Annotated in this window: 9 protein-coding genes; 8 read left to right on the plus strand and 1 reads right to left on the minus strand. The window is 45.0% G+C overall.

Annotation, left to right across the window (positions count from 1 at the left end; translation table 11 throughout):
* Nucleotides 1-260 precede the first annotated feature (260 nt).
* Genes PCY70_RS13700 through PCY70_RS13720 form a run of 5 tightly spaced genes read left to right on the plus strand, consistent with a single transcriptional unit; the run spans nucleotide 261 to nucleotide 20,809 of the window.
* Nucleotides 261-1,079 (plus strand): hypothetical protein, encoded by an 819-nt coding sequence (locus PCY70_RS13700; protein ID WP_305767930.1) that lies wholly within the window; start codon nucleotides 261-263, stop codon nucleotides 1,077-1,079.
* The gene (locus PCY70_RS13705; protein WP_305767931.1) at nucleotides 1,076-1,282 is read left to right on the plus strand and encodes a hypothetical protein; all 207 of its coding nucleotides are present in this window, start codon (nucleotides 1,076-1,078) and stop codon (nucleotides 1,280-1,282) included. Before PCY70_RS13700 ends, PCY70_RS13705 begins: the two co-directional genes overlap by 4 nt.
* Nucleotides 1,239-1,832 (plus strand): hypothetical protein, encoded by a 594-nt coding sequence (locus tag PCY70_RS13710; RefSeq protein WP_305767932.1) that lies wholly within the window; start codon nucleotides 1,239-1,241, stop codon nucleotides 1,830-1,832. Before PCY70_RS13705 ends, PCY70_RS13710 begins: the two co-directional genes overlap by 44 nt.
* Complete coding sequence (locus PCY70_RS13715; RefSeq protein WP_305767933.1) at nucleotides 1,759-2,466, plus strand: hypothetical protein; 708 nt, start codon at nucleotides 1,759-1,761, stop codon at nucleotides 2,464-2,466. Before PCY70_RS13710 ends, PCY70_RS13715 begins: the two co-directional genes overlap by 74 nt.
* Nucleotides 2,390-20,809, plus strand: a complete 18,420-nt coding sequence (locus PCY70_RS13720) for a leucine-rich repeat domain-containing protein (protein ID WP_305767934.1) — start codon at nucleotides 2,390-2,392, stop codon at nucleotides 20,807-20,809. Before PCY70_RS13715 ends, PCY70_RS13720 begins: the two co-directional genes overlap by 77 nt.
* Nucleotides 20,810-20,847: 38 nt before the next feature.
* Here PCY70_RS13720 and PCY70_RS13725 read toward each other — a convergent pair whose 3' ends face one another.
* A complete protein-coding gene (locus tag PCY70_RS13725; protein WP_305767935.1) occupies nucleotides 20,848-20,973 on the minus strand; it encodes a hypothetical protein in 126 nt (41 codons plus the stop codon).
* On the opposite strand from PCY70_RS13725, the gene PCY70_RS13730 reads away from it, so the two are divergent.
* The 3 genes from PCY70_RS13730 to PCY70_RS13740 all read left to right on the plus strand — a co-directional run.
* Nucleotides 20,972-21,415 (plus strand): hypothetical protein, encoded by a 444-nt coding sequence (locus PCY70_RS13730; protein WP_305767936.1) that lies wholly within the window; start codon nucleotides 20,972-20,974, stop codon nucleotides 21,413-21,415. The two genes, PCY70_RS13725 and PCY70_RS13730, sit on opposite strands and share 2 nt — an antisense overlap.
* The gene (locus tag PCY70_RS13735) at nucleotides 21,354-21,875 is read left to right on the plus strand and encodes a hypothetical protein (RefSeq protein ID WP_305767937.1); all 522 of its coding nucleotides are present in this window, start codon (nucleotides 21,354-21,356) and stop codon (nucleotides 21,873-21,875) included. Before PCY70_RS13730 ends, PCY70_RS13735 begins: the two co-directional genes overlap by 62 nt.
* On the plus strand, nucleotides 21,835-23,360 hold a 1,526-nt coding region (locus tag PCY70_RS13740; protein ID WP_305767938.1), incomplete at its 3' end, for a hypothetical protein. The genes PCY70_RS13735 and PCY70_RS13740, both read left to right, overlap by 41 nt.

Here is a 23,360-nt window from a genome sequence, read left to right on the forward strand (position 1 = left end):
GCCAGTTACAGCAGAAGAACTTCGCTCCCTCTCTTTTTTATCATACTATGCGACAAAGACGAAATTCGCTACTATATTTGCTACCCACTTCGCTTCAACCCCTTATTTTACCAGTGTACAGGCTGCTAACATTCAAACTAATTTGTGACGATATAATTCATAGAGTCCTTTTGCCAATATAAAATATTTGAATAAAGTATAATTTCTTTTGATATATAGTATAAATTATTATAAATTATCCATTTGAGAGGAGCATTATTATGAAAAAACGAGTTATATCTGCGATGCTTTCTGCTACAACATTATTCGGTCAACTACCTATCACAGCGATGGAGTTTGACGATATCGATGCGTTTGTATTCGACGACTTTGGTGCCGATTTGGAGGCTGATTGGGAAGCCGATTTATATGCAGATGAACTAATATTCGAAGTATTTGAAGAGTCTACAGATGAGATGTATGAATCCTATATTGATGATAACGATAGCTATGATGCTTATGAAGATTTTTACGAAGATACTTACATCGAAGATTTTTACGAAGATGCTTACACCGAAGATTCCTACGATAGTGCTTATACCGAAGATTCCTACGATGATACTTACACCGAAAATTCCGATGATAATACTTACATCGAAAATTCTGCTACCCAAAAAGATGACGAAGACGAATTTTCTGGCGGTGCGTACAACCCGTTCACCGATGAATTTGAAGTATATCTTCCGACTGTTGTTGACCCGGACACCGGAATTCATTCTGCTGTTAGCATAGAAGAAGTGATTGACACCCCCCCTGTGGCCGTTACTGTCGACCGCTCTAAGTTTGATGCCCTGGAAAATGCGATCAACGAAGCCCTTAATATTTCCGATGATTATATGGTTACCGATATTGCTAAGATGCACATTCCATCAGGTATAAAATTTATTGCCACTGCCGGTATGAACACTTTTAATGCTGCTATCAGGACGGCTCAGGCCGCTCTTTCTGCTGCAGAAGCTAAGCTCAACGATCCGCTCACCGTTCCAACTGCTGGCGACGGTCTTGAACTCGCAACAACTGCCCTCGTAACGCACAGGTGATTTTTGTTAAGGCGCTTCAAACTGGAACCTACATTAGTACTTTCGAATTGCTTCAAGTTATTTCTACAGCCGATCAAGCTACAGATGGTGTTGTGAAAAATGATGATGATGTTGACGAAGTAGCGTATTTGACTAAATTTACTTCTGCATCGAATTTCGATGATTTGGACAACGGCTATAGATGCGGCAAGAACCTTCATTGAAGACGCGAAGGTTACAGCTCAAACCGAAGCCGAAGTGACTACCGCGGTCAACACGCTCAAGACTGTTATTAATAATTTTAACGCTAGCATAAAAGTGGGAACCAAGCTTGATCTAACTGCTCTGGACACGACTATAGCTGATGCTACCACTGCGAAAATTTCAAATGTAGCGGCTGATGCTAACGACTTCGGTGTTATCAGCTCGCTTAAGGATGGTGATAAATACGTCCTTCAAGATACTCAAGATGCTTTTACTGCGGCAATAGACGAGGCCACCGATGCGAAAACTAAGTTTGAATCACTTGCGGGAGCTCCAGAGCATGTAGCAGCTATTGCTCAGGCTACTCAGAATTTAAAAGTAGCTACTGAACTATATAAATCTCAGATACTTACTCACAAGGAACTTACTCCGGAGTATGTAAATAAATTAAACGACGCTATCATTACGGCAGAGGCTGAACTAGCTGCGGTTGACCGTGTTACAGATGATGCACCAGACACGATCCCTCGACGAAACGCTGGTTTCTACTGCTGTCAGCCAAGCTCTTGAGGATGCTATCGCCAAAGCAAAGATTATTCAGGCTCAACCAATCAACGACATTGCACTTCAACTGGCCACTATAGAGCTGAACAACGCTGTTGCTACTTTCAAAGCTTCGATCGTCAAAGGCACTGAGCTAGATATTACGGCATTAGAGACCACTATCACTGCTGCTGCTAATTTGCTAAAAGGCGATTACGAGACAACAAATCAGCCTGCCGAAGAAGTGGATGCAGGTCAAAAGTTCACTACATCGGATTCAGAGAATGATTTGGAGGATGCTATCGATGTTGCCGAAGACGCCGCCAAAACTGTGGATTCTGTAGAGGCCCTCAACGCGGCGATCGGTGTACTAACGGCTGCGATGAAAAAATTTGAGGCTAGCATGATGATGGGCACTTTTGTCGATGTATCACGACTCGTTGACGATATCGAAGACGCGCGTCAAAAACCTGACGGAATTCTAGTTAAAGATCTGACAGCTGATCAAGTTTCTTCTGAGTTCGAATTTGTTACCTCTAATGATCTAAATACATTTTTGGAGGCGATTATCACCGCTGAGTCTGTTGCAGCGCAATATAGCTCCAAAGCATTTATCGAACAGGAGATCGCTAAACTCTCTGACCCAGGCCGATGCATCTGATGAGTTTGATACAATTATTGATGATGCACGAACGACTTTGGAGAGCGCGGTTGATGCGTTTGACGATGCCGTAACACGAGGAAAGCTGCGAGAAGTTTTAACGCTCAACGATTTGATCGCCATTTTGAATATAGCGTCTGCTGCTATCAAAAATGTGTTGCCTCTCGATAACGATGCCTCACCTTCCAGCATTGCGAAAGGAACTCGCTTTGCTCCGGCTCAGGCTGTCGAAGATTTTAAAGATGTTATTGATCCTATCGCTGAAAAAGTACATTCCAGTAGATTGTCTTCTTCCAAAATTACAGACTATATTTTTGACCTCGAAATCGCAACCGCCGAGTTTATGGCCGTCGTTCAAGTCGGTATGGGCGCACCGGTTGATACTTCGGTTTTGCTCGCGACTATTGATAAAGCTTTGAATGTGAAGGTCGGCGTATATGCTATAACCCCAAATCCGTCTAAAGATCAGATCAGCGCGGGGGTTGTTAAAGCTAGTTCTGCCAAAGATATCCATGTGGATATGCTATTTGTTGATCTCGATGTTATGGAAGATCTCGACCATGCTATTGAAATAGCGTCCGAGCATGCTGCTGCGCCATATAATATTACTGCCGTTGAAGATGCGATCGCAGAGTTGGAAGATAGCATTTGGGAATTTGAACGAGAAATACAGTCGGGCGAGAAGGAAGATCTTGTGGAGACGGCCGATTTACGCCATATTATCGACTCCGTTGCGACAGAAATGAGCCACACTATCGCATCTGATTTGTATGCCTACAATATCGCCGATACTGTCAACTTTATGTCGCTTAAAGATTATAATTTTGTAACATCAGCTCTGGGTAAAGCGTACGAAATATTGGCGGAGGCTGAGTATCCATCCGATCCCGATTTGGATATCGAGGAGATGATAGATGAGGCCATATACACATTGGAAAATATTTACGATGAAGTTAATGTCAAACAAGGTGAAATCGACGTCGCTGATATAGTGGATTTGATCGAAGAGGCAATGCAAATTGATGTGCTAGTGATATCAGATGGCCAAGGTGAAAGCGATGTGCCTCCTGGTGTAGAAGCCGTAAATCTAAATTCGTGGCTAACTTTTAGTAAAGCGCTTTCTGCTGCGCAATCGGCTCTCGATGCCGTACTGTATCCGCCGAATGTTGAAGATGAAGACGATCCAGCATTATTGGAGCAAACTGATATCGACGTTTTCGCAACTGATTTACAAACTCAATTAGACGATTTAAATTCAGGTATTTTGGAAGGAGCCGCTCTCAGTGGTGATGATATAGAAGACCTACTAGATGATGCATACGACTTAAAGGATTCGTTAATAGGCTCCAATTTAGCTGCAGATAAAATTACAAAGGGTCAGTCGTTTGTATCGGAAGATGATTTCAATAGTCTGCTAGCAGCAATAGCGGTGGCCGAAACAGTTGCCGATGATGTTCGAGATAACAGTATAAGCGACAATGAGCATACTGCCGCGGTTAACGCCTTACAAAGCACAATAACTAATATCAAGACAACTCAGGCAGAGGGAACGCTTCAAAACTCTAGACAGTATCAAGAGTTAATAGATGCTATTGCGTCGGCTTATGAGACACTAGGAAATGTTGAAGTATATCCTGATGGTACCAAGGAGGATGATGTAGCTGAAGGGTTGAAATTTATCTCGAAAACAGATAAAGACTGGTTTACCGGTGAAATTACTACGGCAGAAGGTATAGCCAAAGACTCTGCAAGTGAGGATGATGATCTCGAAGATGCGAAGGACGACTTAGATAAGACCATACGAGATTTTGATCGGGTAATAGAAACAGGATCAAACGACACGCTGCCTGCTATCACCAAAACTATAGCAGATGCAAGGACCGCCATGCGAGGCATACAAGTCACGGACTATAGCAAGGAAACCAGCCAAATCGAATACGGCATCCAATACGCTTCTCAGGCAGACGTCAACTCACTTCTTGCTGCTATCACAAAAGCTGAAATCAACGAAGATGTACGCGACCTGGAAGATGCAATAGACCTGTTCAAATCGACCATCAAAACTGGAACATACATCAACACAGACTCATTAACGAGCGCAATCGCAAGCGCCGTCACATTGCTCAGCGATGTTGCAATATTCGATGACGACACCGACGTTGAATCCGTAGATCGAGGTCATCGGTTTACCACGCAATCCGAGAAGGATGACCTACTAGATGCTATAGACACGGCGCAGAATACTTCCATCGACGAACCTCGCGACCTCGACAATACGCTCGAAGATTTAGCCGATGCGGTCAACAATTTTAAGGATAGCATCCAGGTCGGCGTCTTTGTTGATACCATCGCCATAAAAGAAAAAATCGACTCCGCTTGGAATCTTTCTCGCTCCATTGCCGTAAATGATAACCCTCAAGATGATATCTCGGCCTCAATTTTTTATGTAACATCAACTGACTTGGGGACGCTTTTATCGGCAATTGTGGATGCCACAACAACGGCAAATAGTAGCTCCTCGACCGCTGACGATCTAATACTCGCTGAATCAGCTCTTTCCAGCGCGATGGAAACGTTCAATCAGGCTGTTAAACATGGAAAACGTTCCCAGGAATTGGATGCGCAACCACTTATCGACGAAATCTCACGCGGACGTACTTTGCTCCGAACAACAGTAGAATCTGACGATGGATCGGGCGTATCGAAATGGCATTTTTATGCAAGCAACGAGGATATTGCCGATTTCTCCGAAGCACTTCTAAAAGCTGAAGCGGCACGGGAAAAAGCAAAGTATGAGTCCGAAATCACTATAGCGGCGACCGAAATGCGAGAAGCAAATGATGATTTTAATGACGCCAGATCTCCAGGATCCGAAATAATAATCCCCGATGCGATGGCCAACGTATTGAATATCGCAAAAGGGCTAGTTGCTGCGTGTGCCGACGATCTTGCTTCACTTACACCGGCAAAATATATACTGAAGACAGATGATACAGCCATCGAAGTTCCTCAAGGAGTCCAGTTTGTATCGATGGGCGCATTCAATGCTTTGGAGACTGCTCTACTTACCGCAGACGGTATAGTTGGTACATCATCCGCATTAGCAGAAGTCGAGGCCGGCGTCGCTCCATTGCAACTGGCGATCAATGATTTTCAGTCTCGCATAGCTGTCGGAATTAAAATCACTCCGATCGACACTGCTGCCCTAGAAACTGCGATAACAAACGCCGAAGATGCAAAATTTGGAATTGCCGTAAGCACCGCAAACAAAACAGCTATGGAAGACGGCGTTCAATTCGTTCACCCAACAGCACTCGAGGCGCTTAATTTTGCATTAGCAAGGGCCATGGAAACTCTCATCGATGCGCTCACGGCTCCGCCATCGCAACAGGGCATTTTACCTGCCCTCGTTCAGCAACGAACCACAGATCTAGAAACCGCAACCACCACTTTCGCAGATGCGATACAAACTGGTTCACTGGCCGACATGAGTGAATTGCGAGACAAAATCGATGATGCGAAGAGGGCACGACTATACAAAGATGGAGATCTAACGAATGGCAAAATACACGTGTTTGAAAAGGATCCGCTATTTACAGATGCCGACCCAACATCTGATGTTAGGGGAACTGATACAGTAGACGAGGGAGTTCATTATGTATCGCCAAGCATTGCCGAAAAACTCGACTTTGCTATTACGCAGGCAGAATCTATCGCGTATCCAGCGAGCGGCAGATCAGCAACGAGCAATCAGAGCGACGCATATGCAATAACTACCGAAAATGTCGATACAGCTGTCGATACAGACGCTAGAGTTGCACAACTCAGAGACAAAATCACGACACTCGAAACGCCTATCCAATCCGCTGCTAAAGCCGTGGCGATCTCCGACACTCCAGCAACTGAGATTCTGGATAACGCTATCACTGAATTTAACGCCGCCGTCAAAACAGGAACTGCGACAAAAGCTGATGTAGACGCCGAACTTACTGAATCAAGAGGCGCAATTGCAAAGGACAATTTGGTATCCACAGATCGCGACCCTGCAACACTAGATAGTCGACTCGAAATTATCGATACTGCGGCATTCGAACATTTTAAAAGCTTTCTAGAACAGTTTGCTTCGTTTGACGATCAGCCAGATGATCCTTTCGATGTGGCACGCGCGCTTCGCGATATTCCTGTCGAACATGATAAATTCCGGCTCACAATTACAAATGGGCAAATCGATACTGAGCCTTTACGAAATCTTTTGGATGCCGTTAAAATTCCGTATGATGATATAGATTGGTCAACAGATCAGCTCGACACTAGCAAAATTATCAAGATTTTAACAGTCGATGATGCGCAAGATGTTGATGAGAACGTTAAATATATTTCGCAAGACAATGCCGATGACGCGAAGGTGGCTATCAAAGATGCTGAAGAGTTGCTTATAGATGTGGCCCTCGGCAAAGACCTTTCGGCTATCGTGGCAGTATCTACTAGCGGCGCCAACGTTGCGACCACTATGGCAGCCACCGAGACGCATCGTGATTTGGCCGATGTCACTGTCAGATTACAAACTGCTCAAGATCTTTTATCAACCCCGCTGACAGGATCTGCCAAAGTCGGCGCAGATAGTGATACCGTTGCTGTAGATGGCGCCACTTTGAAAGCATTGGTAAATTTTGCAAAAGACGAATCTAAGGATGCATTGATTTTAGACCTACTAGCTGCGAATGTTCACATGGGTGTTAAATATTTTGTATCAGATGCGGAGTCCAAATTATTTAAAGAGGCTCTTGAGTCTGCAGAGAGTTTTAGTGACGACGCTGCCGATCCTGTTGATACAGCCAGAGAAATCGCAAATTTACGAGATGCTCTACAGATTATACAAACCGGAGCTATGAAAATCCCCGCGTATAAAGAAAACTTGGTAGCGGACGTAAAGGAGGCGCAGGAACTTTTAGGGGCCATCAGTACTACGGCGAACGATTTGTATTGGGCCGAGTCAACCGCTATCGATGCCTTCAAAGCGGAAATCGAACAGGCCGAGTTGGCGATCAACACCGCGGTCTCTAACGAGGAGATGGAAGCTGCGGTATTGGCTCTCGAAGACGCCATCATTGCGATGACCCCACACATCCGATGGAACGCCGCGGGACATGGACTAACTATAGCAGATGTTCACTCGCTCGCTCACTACCATGTTGATGAGGCAATTGAAGATTTTGAGGTAGAGACGACTGATGACGGGTCCGAGATATCGGTTCCTATTGGCACATCGGCATTTTCTTTCGTATTATTATCTGATGCTGCGGGAACAAAGACTACCGTTGTCCCTACTTCTGGCATATTGCCAATAGCAAATATTGGTAGCCGCAGCGCCCTCGACGAAGCATTGAGCAATGCCGCGAAAGAGACTGTAACAATCAGTGTCGATACGGGAGGCATCGATATCAAACCAGTGGCCGTTCCTAGTGGTGCTGCTACTGCCAAGTCAGCATACAAAATTTCTATACCTAGCGTGGAAGCATTGAGCGGGAAAAAGTCGTTCTCGATTATCATCAGCTATAAAGCCACCGACGATGGACCTGCGATAGCGAGAAAGTGGACGTTCAAAATTAAGGAGACGGAAGCTTCCGCAGATGCGGCGCAGGATAGACTCGACGATGCCGAAGCTGTTATTGCCAATGCGAAAGTAATTGGTTCTGACACTGGTGGCGCCGTAAAAGCGAGTGAGGTAGCAACAGGTATAAAATTTATTAGTCCAGCCGCTATGATAGAGTTGCGCAACGCAATGAAGGTGATAGAGCTCGGCGGGGATTCTAAAGCTGAGATCAAGCGATTGACCAAGGCCATAGATGCTGTAAAGTCGGGTAAAAAAGATGGCGGGACAACAATTAATACGGATTTGGAGGCAGCAATAGCCTATGCACATGAGCTACTTGACACTAGCGTTCCGTCTGCCAATTCGGGGAACGAAGACCTTGACGGTGAGGATGTTACAGGCAACTGGTTTGCGGCGGCAGACCGCGACGCTGCAGATGAAACGCGATTGGCTCTCTACGAAGCTATCGGTATTGCAAATCGCAAAATGTATTCTGGTAGCGGATCTTTGGGTACAGCAGATTTAGCAGATACAGCAGGAACTGATGGGAATCCAGAACCAAACGATGTAGCCGATGTAGTAGATGCTTTAGTGAATGCCACAGACGAATTTGTAGATTTGCTATTCGTCGACAACAAGCCGGTAGATTTGGAGGAGTTGGATGTAGCCGTGGACATTCTAACTTCAGCTGGAGATCCTATGCCAGGCGCTACGTACAAAAATGACGATGATCCGGCGAAAGTCGATGTGCGAGATTTTATTACTATAGGCGTACCATCGGGGTTGGATAGCATGAAGTTACGGCTGACTCCGCAAACGGGAGTTATTACTATAGCCGATGGAACTGGCATGACTAATACAACATTAGTAAGCGCTACTCAGGTTGGTGATGCGACAATGATTGATGCGTCGTGGGATGCGAGCACTAAAAATCCATATTTTACCATCAAACTTAGTGCTAGCGCGAACCCGGCCGTCAATAACTATATGAGAGTCAACATTTCCAGTGCAGCTACGATCGGCTCGCTTAAGGAAGTGTTAGCTCACACCGAGGCGGCGCTTGCGGATATTATTATAATGGAGGATAGTACACCGGCAGATTATATAATAGTAGGCACCAACTTTATGACGGTCGAAGAATATATAAAGGCATCCCGAGCCATTGTCGATGCGAAAGAAATTATAGACGCTCATACAGATGATACAGATGAGCTTGATATTCCTGATGAAATAGATGTTTTGGAAGCATTAACTACTGCTGTAAACGAAATTCAAATAGGAACAGGAGTAGCGGCTGGGTTGGATGGCGATCAGACTGCAGAAGTCACGGCTCTCAAAGATCTTATTGCAGAGGCGGAGGCGTTGGCGTATCACAGCACTGTAGCCAATAGTGAGGTTGTAGATCATGATGATGAAGCGGAAGATTTGAATAAAGAAACTATCGTGGATAAGTATTGGGTATTGAAGAATCCGGGTACTGCAGCTGATCATTTCGAGGTAACTACCGTCAAAGACTTTTTGGAAGCCAGAGCAGAGGCGAACACCATCGCCTATGATGCAAATCCATTTAAAACGAAAACAACGGTAGAAGAGGCCAAGAACAAGTTAACTGGTGAGTATAACGACTACGTAGATGAATTATATTGGGAAGAGGATGATGATGAAGTTGACTACTCTATAGACTTGGGAGCTTTTGTTGCAGATGGTTCAATCGCTGCAACTGCTTCAGTACCTGATAATATAGTTACAATAACGGATGCGTTCGGCGCTACTATATCAGATGCTACTGCGACATGGGGAACTGACGACGGAAAAATTACTATTACAGTACCAGCGGGCACAACGAAGTTTAATGCTAAATTCACAGCGATGGACACGCAAACTCCTACACCTGAGGAGGCACTAGGAATATATGTAGGGTATCAGATCGGTGATGACGGTAAAGAAGATATGGCGCTAAGTGCGATCGATGTTCCTATCGTTATAAGCGATTTGGTGAACAATGAATTCTCCGTAACAGTTTATCACGATTTCAATGGAGCTATCGAAAAAGCATCACGCTCCGTTCCTAACAAACCGACCATCTCCAAAACTTACACTGTCGAGGTTAAAGAAAAAGAGGCCGATTTAAAAGTTGAAGATTTAGAAGATCGACTAGAGTATGTGAGAGAAATTATTAAGAAACCTAAACCTACATTTGTAATTCTTAGCGATGGAGTAGTCGCGGAAGACGTGCATAACGACCGCCAATTTATCTCCGTTACTGGCTGGATGGAGCTCGAGGCCGCCATTAATCAGGCTGTAAAAACACTGTCGTCTTCTCCTACAGATCCAGCTGATATAAAGAGCGCGATCCAAGCACTATCTGCAGCTATCGAGAAAGTTGCTGCCGGCGAAATGGTAAAACCTTCCACTACTATTACCGATGCAAAGTATCTCGAACCTATAGAGAATGCATTAATTTTGGCAGAAGCAACTCGCAAAGATGACGAGGAAGCTAAAATAGGAACCGCAACTGGGGACGCAGATTACTATTGGGCAACCGAGGCGGCACAGCAAGCTTTCCATGAAGCCATCGCGGTCGCGAACACTGTTATTTATACAGCCGAAAACAACCCTTCCAATGTGGAGATCGAGGCCGCTATTACTAATTTAGCCGATGCTCAAGCGACGTTCGTAAAAGCGCTCCATTGGGATGAAGGTACTCCGCCGACAGCTATGGACGAAGCCAGCTTACCATTTAATGAAATCAAAAATGACCCGACTGATAGCATCAAGGACTTTTCGGCGGCGGATACTAATAACGACATCAAAACTTTTGACTATGAGATTATAGGTACGACGAACAGCTTTGGTCCTGCAGATCTTGCAAATCCTGAAAATTCGTATGCATTGATAAGCGAAACAGTTCACAGAATTACGGTGCCTCTGGGTACTAAAAAGTTCAAAATTAATTTAAAGATGAATTTTACTCCAGACACCACTCCTGCCCCCGATATGAATGTTAGATTATCAGACAATAACAATAATCCTGCGGGTGAGAATTATTACGCAGAGTATAATCTTACAAGTATAAGCGGTGCCCCAATTACTCCTTCAGCTACTATCACTGATGATCCAACATATTCGATTACCGTAGGAATGCCTGCGAGCGGCAATCCTGACGAGCGAAATGGTAAATTTAAGATGTGGGTATCACATGATTTAGCACCTGTACCAGTTTTGGATGCTGATACTGGCGATGTGGATCCTACCAAAATAGAAGAAGCGATGATATTCGAAATTATTGTTGACGACACCGTATCGCTGGAGGATGTGCAAAAGCTTATAGAGGAAATCGAAGCCTTGATGTGGAATAAAAGCACCTCACCTGCCGAAAACATATTGGTCGTGTTACCAAATACGTATACCGGGTCTGAGAAAAAGCCGATAGAGGCGGCAAATTATAGTTCTGCTTATAATTATATCCAAGCATGGGATAAGATTACGTTGACCAACACCCTGCGAGAAGCGAAAGCGTTGGATAATACTTCCAGTATGGGAGATATTAAGGAGTCGGTAGAGAAATTGACAGCAGCATTAGCCACCATTGTCGCCGGAACTAATGCCGCAGATATTTCAACGGATACCGAAACAACAGATATCATTAGCAAGGTTGATGACGCGCAGGCGATAATCGATCAAATTATTGAGGTTAGAGCTGAGATTGATGGGAAAAATGTTGGGCGAGAAGTATATTGGTATGTACGCGACGATACAGTGGCGCCTAATGATCTTAGAGCCGATGGAAATAGAACCAGCACACCCAGCGACGCTCCTTTAGTCAGGGAAGATGGAATTGACGATTCACTACAATTACTGTACATGGCGATGGGTGCCCTCAATAATATAATTTACTCAACGGATACCCTGATATCGTCAACGGATACCGTTAAAACTAATTTCGAAGGAGCACTAGATGCCTTCTATGAAATATTATTCTGGAATAGTAACAAAGGAAATGTCACCTCGCTCGATATTGTTGAAACACCTGATAACATCAAATTTACAGATAAGCTAGGCAGAAAGATTCCTGACATTAGCTGGGAAAGACTGCAAGACCGTTACAGTGCTATAGAGGAAAGTACGATCACTGTACCACAGGGAACATCCAATTTCTATGTAACTCTTACACCGAAAGAAGAGGTTTCGTTTGATCCTAGCACAAAGGACGACTTTAAATTTGATACTACGGACATGACTGACCCTACTACGAATATTTTGAAAAATGGAGATGCATATACAATACCTATCGGCTCCAACACTGATTTTGATGGCGACGATTATTTTAAAATCATCATGACGCATGACTTCGATAATGACGCTGGAGAATTCTCTAAAATGGAAGATCAATTGCAGTTTGATATCAAACTCGATGCTAGCACTGATTCAGATGAGTTAAAAGCCGATTTAACTGCTAGGATTAACTATGTGGAAAAAATTGTCACGAAAAGCAAGGATGGTTTAACAGATGTCGAGGCAGTAGCGCCTGCAACGGGTTCAGTAGATGTTGCTCCAACTAGTGTTCCAGATGGGATTCTATACGTAACAGCCGGGGCTCAATATAATTTAGACGTACAATTGCAAAAGGCAAAGCATTTGAATTCATCATCGGCCACTGTCCCTGTCGATGAAACTCATATCGAAGCTTTCACCAATGCCATAGAAGAATACGTGGCAGCGACGAAAGAAGGGACCGGAATCGCAGCATCAACCGACCAAGGCTTAATAGATTTAATTGAGAAATGTGAAAAATTACGAGATTCCATCGCGGCGGTGGATGCAACACCACCTGTAACCACTATTACAGAGGATACATCTGGAAAAGTTGTGGGTACTCGTTACTATGTGGAAACTGCTCAAAAGAGAGAATTTAATACAGCAATAGCGCAAGCAAATGCCGTGGTGCAAGCAGGAGGAGATGTTGCCACCGCTAAAACGGAACTAGAATTAGCCAGACGAAAAATAATCGATGAAATTGCTTGGGTTAAAACTTCGGCGACACCAGGGTCAGGGCCATTCACACTAGATATGATAGCGATAACAGCTGATGCCACTGGTACAGCAGCTGATAACTTCAAAAATGCGGCGGAATACGAGATCACCGATATTAAAGAACCAGTAGTAGATCATGATGATACTGATACTTCTACTCCAGCTAATTACACACCTACTATGACCATAACAGTACCCGTGGGGACCACCACATTCTTCGCTAAGTTTGAGGCCAAAGATCTCACTGCTTCAGGCATTGAGATAAAGTTGGTAGATAATGGAAGCGGCGATATTGCACCAGTGCCCCCTTATGGATCGACCGCTAATGGAGAAGTTACTGGTTCGAATGGTGAAGTAAAGGCCAAGATAAGTCTCGATCAATCTTCATCTTCTAACCCTGCCGAATTTGAAATAGTACTGACGCACCCTAATCCTTCTTCTGGTCGTCCTGCGATAGAGAAACGCATCGCGGTTACAGTTGAGACGGAAACTTACCCCGCCGCTGACCTCGATGCTAGATTCAATGATAGATTAGAATATATACGGGCCATGCTGACAGGTGAAGATAGCAAAGGATTCTACGTATTAAATAATGATGAGAATGCGACAGATGTAAGCAAGGATATTCGATATATAGGTGTGAGTGACTGGATGGAGTTGGAGGATCTATTGAATAACTACATTACTCCACCACCAGCTACTGGAACTGTGGCCGAGCTAGAGGATCTCACCAGGTTATCTGAGGCCATTAAGGTTGGTAAATCCAATGTATCTCCAAGTACTGGACCAGCCCTTGATGCAGCTTTAAATCGAACAATTTTACTAGCACAGGCGGTACGTAAAGATCCATCCGACGTTACTACAGCGGTAACATCAGAATACTGGGATGATGATGATGGAGCTAAACTTATTGCTCTAAACGAAGCGATCGCGGCGGCTAATACAAAAAGATATACTGGCAACTCGCTTAATATTGGTGATACTGTTATGAAGACTCTCGCTTCGGCGGAAGCTGATATGATCGAACAGATTCGCTGGGGAGCACCTACTTCTTCTTATCATCTAGGAGTAGAACAGGATATCACATTCCATACAGAAAACTCTATTAAAGACAAACTAGGTGCAGAGATGGATGATGTAATCAAGATAGACGCAGCAAATCCAGCAATAACCACTTCATATGATCCCACCAGTGGTGATTTAAATTATACAGTTGCGTACGATGTCACTATTCCTTATAAGGCGACTCCAGGTTATTCATTTGACATCGGCATTAACCCGGCCAACTTCAATGATAGTGCGACCATCACCCCTGGACCAATAACAGGAACAGGAACAGGAACAGCGATAGAAATTTCTGAGGCGACGAACGTAGTTAACCCTGATCCTAGTGCATCAGGTGGTAATCTAGTATTCGAAACATTATCAGGTACATCAGGTACATCTAAAGTTACACATAAAATTCCAGTAACTGTAACGGCAGATACTGCCAATTTAACGCTAAAATTTTCCAAAGATACCAATGATTTCACTCCACCCTACGGAACAACTGATGCCAACCCAGCGGCCATCACCAAAAAGATCGTCTATAACTTTAAAGAGGCGAAGATTTCTAGCGTAGATTCTGGCGCATTAGCAACTTTGATTGACCATGCGAAAACTTTAATGGAGAAGGATGATGTCTCGAAGGAGAATAAACTTATCACCATATCGAGCGCCGCCGACACAAAGGATATGGATAAAGATTATAATTACGTAACAGTATATGAGCGAATGGACTTAGCCAAAGCATTAGCGGAGGCTGAACAGGAACAAACTATATCAGGCGATTTCGTAGTACCGGGAATAACAGAAGCAACCGCGAAAAGAGCAACCCAAGCATATTCGGATGACATACTCCCTATAGCGACTAATGTGCCGGATGCGTATAAAAATCTTATCAGTGCAATCAAGCCTATCACCTCCGGATCCCATGCTACTGCGAAGGTACCAGATACTGGTGACGAACTAGATTTAGCAAAAGAGGTTCAAACCCTGCTGGATAGCATAGTAATTAGCCCTAATAGTACGGGAGGAACGACTTCCGCTGGAGCCGTTATAGGCGATAATCAATACTGGGTTGTATATTCTGATGATGGCGAGACTGAAGCCGGGAAGAATATAGGCACTGGTCTTGATGACAACGACCATGATGATACTATCGAACATTTGTATGACGCTTTAGCGGAAGTGAATGAAGTTTTATATGCTGATGGCACAGCTTCTGTAGATACAGATGACATAACAGCCCTAACAGAGGCAAAGAAATTAGTGATGGGCGAAATTTATTGGAAACACGGTGGTAAGAAAACTACGCTAGATGTAGCGAATAAAGATGCAGAAGGGACTGGTCCAGATTACGCCGCCACAAATCCTCATGTAGTATTTCATAGTCCAGCTGTTACAAGTAACGGGTTGGATGCAGCTGATCGTGAATTAAAGAACTTCAAATGGGGGCGTGCACAGTTAACGCTCGCCGACACCACTACAACTCCCGCATCATCAGATTCTGATTTTGATACTTCAACGATCATTATACCAGCAGGGACCACGAAATTTGATATGACACTTGAGCTTATGCCTGATGTAAAGTTAACAAAGATCGAAGTATCTACTGGTTCCCCAACTCTGACTACTACACCTACTATTACACCTACGATTCCAGCGACAGGCGAGGTAACTATATCTATAGGAAATGCTGGTACAGAGATAACCGATGAAAGCGAATTCACCGTAACGCTTGAACCAGCTACGGGCGCTTCAAATCCAAATATTACCAATACGCTTACATTTACGATCAAAACTGATGATACCCCGGAGATGGGCGACAACATGAAAGCGCTAGCTAATGACTGGATAAATAAATCTTTCTATTTTACCGACCCTACACCTACCCCTAACACTGTTAAGGATGATGTGTATTATGCAACGGTAACTGATCTAGATAACCTAAAGAAGGCGGTGAAGAATTATCCAACGGCAGTTCCACCGACTGCAACAGCTACAACTGTATCAGCATTGACGCAGGCTATCGAGGCTTATGTCGCAGCAGTGAAGAAAGGCACTAAAACTGTTGGCGTTATAACTCCTAACGACGAGCCCATTGTTATACAAACTGTTGAACTATTGAAAGAGATCGAAAAGGGAACGTACTCTTCTTCTAGTTTGATTGAAGCAGATGTAACAGCTTTGAAAGCCGAATTGGCCGTGGTTAATCAAGCATATTATACTGGGAACAAACCAGACTATACAGCACTGGAAAAAGCATACAACGATGTGGCCGCTGAGATTGGTATTACAATAACAGGTATTACATCTATAACTTCGGCATTAACAGATTCTACGGCTACGGCTGCGCCTCCAACTACGGCTACGCCTATAGGATTGGGAACTGATATGTTTACGCATACAGACGACAAGGTTGTAACAGGTACAAACCACGAGCTCACCATCACCCTACCGGAAGCATTTCGGAACGCCTCGGCTATATATCCGCTTAAAGTAGTTCTCACAACTGATGCGGATGTGACTATTGGCGGCACCGGCGTCACTGCTAAAACTATAGCGTTCACTCAAGATAACGCACAAGAGGGCGTTGACGTTACACTATCAGAGACGGGTACGGGTTCACCTCCTACGCCTACGGTCACACGTAATGTAAAGGTGAAGATAGCCTATGGTGATCCTGTAACAGGTACAGGTGATCCCACTCTCACCGCCTACACTACTGCAGTCGAGACATATGTAAATAAAGTGTTAGGGCTTGCTGCAGGCACAACTCTAGGAGACTCTCTCGCAGGTATGACTATGACAAACATAAAAGTGATAGACGGAGAGACGGAGGACAAAGTTTATAAAGGAACAAATTTTGTGAACAGATCGGAAGACACAATAATTAGAAATGCATATGATGCGGCTGATAAAACAGCTGGCACTGCTGATGAAACAAAATTAAATGCACTACTAGCAGCGCTGGCTCCGATTAAAGTTGGAAAGGGTTCTTCGTCAATCATAGTTGATGATGCCGCAACAGACGCGATCGATTACGGCGAAAAAATGCTAGCGATAGCGGCCGATGATGCTTATGAGATAACTTCTTCATCGGCATCAGCTATCGATGATCTGCGCAAAACCATAGTGACAGAGAACACAAAAATATATACCGGTACCGCCGTCGCGACCAATGTACAAAAAGCCATCAATGAAGCTCTCGTGAAATTCAGCAAAAATGTTAGATGGGACGGCTCAGCTACAGGTACTGGTGGAAGCGGTAGTGCAAGCGATGGTGCAAAAGAAGCAGGATTATCAGCAGAAATTTATAACCCTGGCGGAGTAGCAGCAATAGCTGAATCAACGACGGTGGCACCGGTAGCCGAAATGACGGCAACAGACGGCGGAGCCCTCGCTATAGCAACGGGGGTTGGAACGGTACCAATTGTCAATAGTCAGGGGGCCACAATATTTAATGCACCTGTCAAGCTAACCAAAAGTTACGATGGTTCTGATGCTACCACTGATGCAAAATACACGGGCAATGCATTCGCGATCACACTCCCTAATTTTTTTGAAGCTAGTACTAGTACAGAAATATATTTACAATTTGCGGTAGACAAGAGTGTTACCGTTAAGCATGGCACAATTGACACTAGTATAAATGTGACCGATTCTTTAACTACGACTCCAGATACAGCTACAGATACGTATTACGAAGCCGAGATAACTAAACCTACTAGCGCTAGCGAGAAAACAGTTTTCATTAAACAATCTCACCCTACGACTTCATCGACTTCGGCAGATCCTGAGATAGCGCTTACCACCAAGTATACAGCTACAGTAGATACCGCGAATAATGAAGCATTTCTGGAGATAGCAAGGAAAGTTTTACCAATATCGGCATCGTCATCGGCAGAGCTAGCCAATACATTTTTAACAGTGACGGATACTGCGGCCGCGACTCTCTCTGATGCGTTAGCCGAAATAACTGATGATTCGAGCGCTAGTGCAACTGAGCTAGCCGCTGTCCTAGACGCTATGGACACTGTTGAAACTGGAACGGGAACTGGAACTGGATCGACGACTCCAGCTTTATTACCGCAAGTAAACAAAGCATTGGAGATTGCGCATAAGCATGGGAAAGACTCTTCATCTGGAGCAAAGTATTGGGTAGATTCAGGTGTGAAGAAGACGTTTATGGAGGCTATTGCGACGGCGGTAGAATCGACATCGGCATCGGCAGATGTGACAGCTCTAACTACTGCGCAGAATACATTTTTAGGCCAATCTAAATTAAAGGGTGGCAGTGAACTCGCATTTGGAATTACAGCGGTTGACAATTTGAAGGCTGTTTTAAATACTGCTGCCGGCGGGCACACTCTAACAACTTCACTAAGTTCTTCTACAACCACCGACGGAAAGCCTACAATTATTTTTCCATCTGGAGCTGACTCGCTAAGTTTTGACATTAATGTAGAACCTGGCGGAGTTATTGAATTACAAAATTCTACTGGATCAGCTGGGTCAGCCACTTTAAGCGATAGCACGATCACAATTACTAACCCAGTAGCAGGTAGTGAGTTTGAATTAACGATATCCCGTGATGGAATTTCTCGTACGGATATACCTATTACTTTGAAAGAAGCCACTGGCACACGCTCCATCTATATCCCCGACGTGGCCCTAGCCGACGCCCTCGCAGTGGCGGGAGTGGATGTGGACGAGGAAGGCAACGCATCCGAAAGCGACATGCTAACGTTGACTTCGTTAGATGCCGATGGATACGGAATCGTGGATTTAACGGGGCTCGAGAGTGCGAAAAACCTGACATACCTCAACTTAAGCAATAATCAACTAAAGGACGTAGATGGAGCGCGAGTAACAACACCGACATTGGGCCGCAACATCAATGCGCTTGCGAAGTTACCGAAATTGGAGACATTGCTATTGGCGAATAACCCATTGATCACGGACATAAGCCCGATAGCGGGGATCTCAAACGCGCTCAAAGTTTTGGACCTAACCGGAACTACAAATATCAGCGACGGAATTGCAACGATTGGAAAATTCAGTAATTTGACAACACTGGCGGTCGATGCGCAAATGTTCGTAAACGAGATGGACGACATGATCGAAGCGATAGCCGCTGCGACAACGAAGTCGCCAGAGATAAAAGTAATAATAACCAGCGATACCATGTCGAAGGAGGAAAAGGAAACGCTAGGCGAACAGATAACCAAAACCCTCGACGATGCGATGGCAGACCTGGGAGTTGCGACACCGGAGATCGTAATACCGACAGACGAGAGCGACGACGAAAACGGCGACGAAAACAATAATGAAACCAGCGATGGCGACGCAGTTGAAATGAACGGAGTAATAGAATATTTAGGTGAGCCGAAATACGAATTTACCGAAGTGAACATGAACCAACTTAGATACGATTTCGAAAGAATGTTGGTAAGCGCGCCACCGGCGGAAAGCAAGGACGTAAATATCGAAGTGGCGATCGTCAAAGATGCCAAAGACGAGGCAAAACTAGATATAGCCAAGAGCGACGAAAATGCGTACGCGGTCACCAAAGTCAACGCGATAACCAGCGTTAGCAAATTTACCAACAGAGAAACCATCGACTGGAGCGCTCCACACGTCCTAGATATCTACACGGCCCAGGGCGAATATATAGAAAGCGCCGAAATCGCCACGCTACCACGCAATGAAGAAGGGCATAAAACGGAAGAATTTGGTAATCATGGCGTAATGGAGTTATATAGCAGGGATCTGAGAGAATCGTTCTACAAGGAGATCGAAATTTCGGTAGCTCCAGACACAACGGCGCCGGTGGTCGAATTCGTGGGAATGCCGAAACTGACATTTGATTCTGAAAGCGCCGACTCGGTAGCAATAGGCCATTACGTGCGCGACAACCTAAAAATCTCCGACAACACAGACTTTATAGACGACACCAATATCACGCTCTACTTAAGCACGGCTCCGGTGACGAACGACAATTCCATCAACGGCGTATATAAATTGAACGCCAACGTAATGGACGCAGCGGGCAACGTGACGAGAATCGAAACAGTAGAAATCGAGATAACAGACGACCCGAGCGAGGTCAGCATTCTACCAGCGGACGACTACGCCTGGACGACGTTAATCGAGACAGCAATCTGCGGAGACGCGCCACTCAACGGAAATGGAGATGCGCCACTCAACGAAAACGAGAACAAAACGCAAGCAACAACCGAAGCAATCGCGGTGGTTCAACCTAGAGTAACAATTCTGGATGGGGTAGCGAAAACAGCGATCACCCTGCGCGATACCATCACAAAGCTTGGCCGATTTATTTTGGGCAAAAACATAACCCCGAGTGTAATCGTAGAAACAGAGGCAGATGCCGTCACAGTCGAGCTTGATAGGGCAGACGTCCAGACATTGGCGAGCAGACCCGACGCATCGCTTTTGGTCAAGACAGACGCCGCCGCCGCGGTATTGGATCATGGCGACCTACTGGCGATGTTAGCAACAAGCGGAGACGCATATACGCTAGTAGTAAAAGACAATGCGAGCGGCGAGACGACCGTGGAGATATTCTTCCACAACGACCGCGGGCAAAAAATAAGGATACCAGTAACCAAAACGTCAGCGACATTGACAAATGCACCTCGATATATGTACTAAAGATGTATTTAGGGAGGCCCCTTCGAGGGTCTCTTTTTTTATACAGAAATTTCCAGAACAATTAACCCCGAATTTAAAGTTAGCGCGAAATCTACGCCAGCCAATACAAAATCTACGCCAGCCACTACAAAATCTACGTCAGCCAACATGAAATCTTCGAACATGCGAAATCTACGAAGCTATGCGAAATCTTCGAAAGCCGATGCGAAATATACGAAAGCGATGCGAAATCTACGGCAGCCAATGCAAAATCTTCGGCAGCCAATGCGAAATCTTCGAGAGCCAATGCAAAATCTGAAATCTTCGAAAGCCAACGTGAAATCTTCGAAAGCCAATGCGAAATATACGGCAGCTGATGCAAAATCTACGAAAGCCAATGCGAAATATACGGCAGACGATGCGAAATCTACGGCAACCAATGCAAAATCTTCGAAAGCCAATGCAAAATCTTCGAAAGCCAATGCAAAATCTTCGAAAGCCAATGCGAAATCTTCGAAAGCTGATGCAAAATCTACGGCAGCAAGTGAAATCTTCGAGAGCCGATGTGAAATCTTCGGCAGCCGATGCGACATCTTCGAGAGTCGATGCGAAATCTTCGAAGGCTGATGCGAAATCTACGGAAGCCAATGCGAAATCTTCGAGAGTCGATGCGAAATATACGGCAGCTGATGAGAAATCTACGGCAGTCGATGCGAAACCTTCGAGAGCCGATGCGAAATATACGAAAGCTGATGCGAAATATACGAAAGCTGATGCGAAATATACGAAAGCTGATGCGAAATATACGAAAGCTGATGCGAAATATACGAAAGCTGATGCGAAATATACGAAAGCTGATGCGAAATCTACGGCAGCAGATGCGAAATCTTCGAAGGCTGATGCGAAATCTACGGCAGTCGATGCGAAACCTTCGAGAGCCGATGCGAAATATACGACAGCCGATGCGAAATCTACGGCAGCCAACGTGAAATCTTCGAGAGCCGATGCAAAATCTTCGAGAGTCGATGTGAAATATATGGCAGTCGATGCGAAATCTACGAGCCGATGTGAAATCTTCGAAAGCTGATGCGAAATTTTCGAAAGCTGATGCGAAATTTTCGAAAGCTGATGCGAAATTTTCGAAAGCTGATGCGAAATATATGGCAGCTGATGCGAAATTTTCGAGAGCCGATGCGAAATTTTCGGCAGCTGATGCGAAATGTTCGAAAGCTGATGCGAAATTTTCGAGAGCCGATGCGAAATTTTCGGCAGCTGATGCGAAATGTTCGAAAGCTGATGCGAAATTTTCGAGAGCCGATGCGAAATTTTCGGCAGCTGATGCGAAATGTTCGAAAGCTGATGCGAAATCTACGGCAGCCAATGTGAAATCTTCGAAGGCTGATGCGAAATCTTCGGGAGCCGATGCGAAATATATGGCAGCCGATGTGAAATCTTCGAGAGCCGATGTGAAATCTTCGAGAGCCGATGTGAAATCTTCGAGAGCCGATGTGAAATCTTCGAGAGCCGATGTGAAATCTTCGAGAGCCGATGTGAAATCTTCGAGAGCCGATGTGAAATCTTCGAGAGCCGATGTGAAATCTTCGAGAGCCGATGTGAAATCTTCGAGAGCCGATGTGAAATCTTCGAGAGCCGATGTGAAATCTTCGAGAGCCGATGTGAAATCTTCGAGAGCCGATGTGAAATCTTCGAGAGCCGATGTGAAATCTTCGAGAGCCGATGTGAAATCTTCGAGAGCCGATGTGAAATCTTCGAGAGCCGATGTGAAATCTTCGAGAGCCGATGTGAAATCTTCGAGAGCCGATGTGAAATCTTCGAGAGCCGATGTGAAATCTTCGAGAGCCGATGTGAAATCTTCGAGAGCCGATGTGAAATCTTCGAGAGCCGATGTGAAATCTTCGAGAGCCGATGTGAAATCTTCGAGAGCCGATGTGAAATCTTCGAGAGCCGATGTGAAATCTTCGAGAGCCGATGTGAAATCTTCGAGAGCCGATGTGAAATCTTCGAGAGCCGATGTGAAATCTTCGAGAGCCGATGTGAAATCTTCGAGAGCCGATGTGAAATCTTCGAGAGCCGATGTGAAATCTTCGAGAGCCGATGTGAAATCTTCGAGAGCCGATGTGAAATCTTCGAGAGCCGATGTGAAATCTTCGAGAGCCGATGTGAAATCTTCGAGAGCCGATGTGAAATCTTCGAGAGCCGATGTGAAATATACGGCAGCTGATGCGAAATCTACGGCAGCCTATGCGAAATCTACGGCAGCCTATGCGAAATCTACGGCAGCCTATGCGAAATCTACGGCAGCCTATGCGAAATCTACGGCAGCCTATGCGAAATCTACGGCAGCCTATGCGAAATCTACGGCAGCCTATGCGAAATCTACGGCAGCCTATGCGAAATCTACGGCAGCCTATGCGAAATCTACGGCAGCCTATGCGAAATCTACGGCAGCCTATGCGAAATCTACGGCAGCCTATGCGAAATCTACGGCAGCCTATGCGAAATCTACGGCAGCCTATGCGAAATCTACGGCAGTTGATGCGAAATCTACGGC

Source organism: Candidatus Epulonipiscium viviparus (assembly GCF_030708075.1).
Taxonomy (GTDB): domain Bacteria; phylum Bacillota; class Clostridia; order Lachnospirales; family Cellulosilyticaceae; genus Epulonipiscioides; species Epulonipiscioides viviparus.

Bases quoted from the DNA above. Each gene is read 5' to 3' on its own strand.
- PCY70_RS13700 (WP_305767930.1), top strand. From the start codon at position 261: ATGAAAAAACGAGTTATATCTGCGATGCTTTCTGCTACAACATTATTC.
- PCY70_RS13710 (WP_305767932.1), top strand. From the start codon at position 1,239: ATGATTTGGACAACGGCTATAGATGCGGCAAGAACCTTCATTGAAGAC.
- PCY70_RS13730 (WP_305767936.1), top strand. From the start codon at position 20,972: ATGCGAAATCTACGAAGCTATGCGAAATCTTCGAAAGCCGATGCGAAA.
- PCY70_RS13725 (WP_305767935.1), bottom strand. From the start codon at position 20,973: ATGTTCGAAGATTTCATGTTGGCTGACGTAGATTTTGTAGTGGCTGGC.